This is a genomic window from Microcoleus sp. N3A4 (assembly GCF_036701805.1).
Lineage (GTDB): Bacteria > Cyanobacteriota > Cyanobacteriia > Cyanobacteriales > Microcoleaceae > Microcoleus.
Genome location: NZ_JAUBRJ010000168.1, coordinates 1 through 1,793 on the forward strand (window position 1 = coordinate 1; position 1,793 = coordinate 1,793).

1 protein-coding gene and 1 pseudogene are annotated in these 1,793 nt (G+C 43.2%); one reads left to right on the forward strand and one right to left on the reverse strand.

Annotation, left to right across the window (positions count from 1 at the left end):
* Positions 1 to 68: 68 nt before the first annotated feature.
* A complete protein-coding gene (locus QUA56_RS36480) occupies positions 69 to 1,205 on the reverse strand; it encodes a serine/threonine-protein kinase (RefSeq protein WP_333368869.1) in 1,137 nt (378 codons plus the stop codon).
* 325 nt (positions 1,206 to 1,530) lie between these two features.
* Between QUA56_RS36480 and QUA56_RS36485 the strand changes: the two are divergent.
* Positions 1,531 to 1,793: pseudogene (locus tag QUA56_RS36485) on the forward strand (helix-turn-helix domain-containing protein); the annotation flags it as partial.

Sequence of the window (1,793 nt, forward strand, 5' to 3'; positions counted from 1 at the left end):
AATGACTAATGACTAATGACTAATGACTAATGACTAATGACTAATGACTAATGACTAATGACTAATGACTAATGACTGCTGACTCCCAAGTTTTGAAGTGCTTCCAAAGCTTCGGTTGCTGAGGGGTAACGCTGGGGGAAAGCGTACAGCACCATCTGGTCTAAAACGCGAGCAAACTCCAGAGTGACAGTGGCATTTTTCTGCCAGATGAGATTGCCTAAATTATCAACTCTGAGTTGTTTCGGGCGCATTCCTGTCAAGGCTTGAATCCCGATAATCCCGACAGCATAGATGTCGCTGCAAAATTTCGGCGAACCGATGGCTTGTTCGGGGGGAATGTAGTCTTGCTGAGTACCGCCGCGCGATCGCGTTTGACCGGTGCTGTTTTGCGAGCTGTTAATTTCTTTAACCGCCCCAAAATCAATTAATACAATCTTGCCATCTGATGTCCGCCTGATTAAGTTTTGAGGGTGAACGTCGCGGTGAATTACATCTTGTTTGTGAACAAAAACAAGCACTTCCAAGATATCTTTCAACAAAGCGATAACCTGATGTTCTTCCCAAGGTTGACCTTCGATTAGTTCTTGATACAGTGGTTGCCCTTCGATGAATTGATAGACTAAATAAAAATATCCATCTTCTTCAAAGCGAGCTAACAATTCCGGTATCCGATCGTGTTGGCCCAATCGATATAAAACCCGCGTTTCTCGATCGAATAACTCGCTGGTTCTTTCCGACTGGCTTTTCAGGCGCTTGGCTAGGCAGAAAGGGCGATCGGGCAAGTTTTCATCTTCAGCAAGATACGTATCGCTGTACTCCGTGCTCACCAAATGTTCCGTGATTCGGTAACGCATCCGCAGCAGCTTTTGCAACATCGGATCGACAGAATTAGCTGGTTGTTTGCCTTTTTGTACAGCTCTCATGATGCAGTCCCAAAGATTTGCTCCGACTACTTTTTCTTCTTGTTCAATAATTCCTGCTTGCTTCAGTACCTTGGTGAGGTCTTTCCACAAGTTGTAGCCGACATAGCGGCCTAGGTAGCCCACTGTGTACCCGCGGGCGATCGGATCGTTTTGCTGAATTTCTTGGTACGTCAAACCCCCTACAACGCCTCTAATTATCGACTGTTGCAATCGACTTAGGTGTTTTTCCGTTTGTTCGTATACCAGATTGTCCAAAAAAAATATTGCTTCTTCTAGCGTCATAGTTTCATGGCTTAACTTACTTGTGCAGCAGCTACACACTGGGTTTTTATATTTATGTTATACACCGTTTAAGTAGGTCTGCGCGAAAAAAACGAACTATGTTAAAATAAGTAAACAGAGAATACATCTACTGAGGTAACTCAATATATGGGCGCTAGATTAAGGATATTTATCACTCAAAAACAAGACAAAGCCCTATTAGAACTTAGAACTGCGGATGTACCACAAAAAGTCAAAGATCGAGCAGAAGTAATTAGATTAAATGCACATGGATGGCCCGTAGGTTGAAAACATAGCGGCTCATTTTAATTGGACTCCGCAAACTGTGAGAGAGGTTTTACATAAATGGTCGCATCTAGGTATAGAAGGGCTTTGGGAATTACCAGGTCGAGGAGGAAAACCGAAGTGGAAAGAAGAAGACATAGAGTTTTTAGCAGAATGCCTCAAAAAAGAACCACGTACATATAACAGTCTTCAATTAGCCCAGAAATTAGAAAAAGAGCGTTCTCTTAAACGTAAGGATTCAGGTCTGAAAGAAGGGAATGAGCTCAGGCCGAGCCAAGTCACAAGAATGGGCAGAAATAGCCT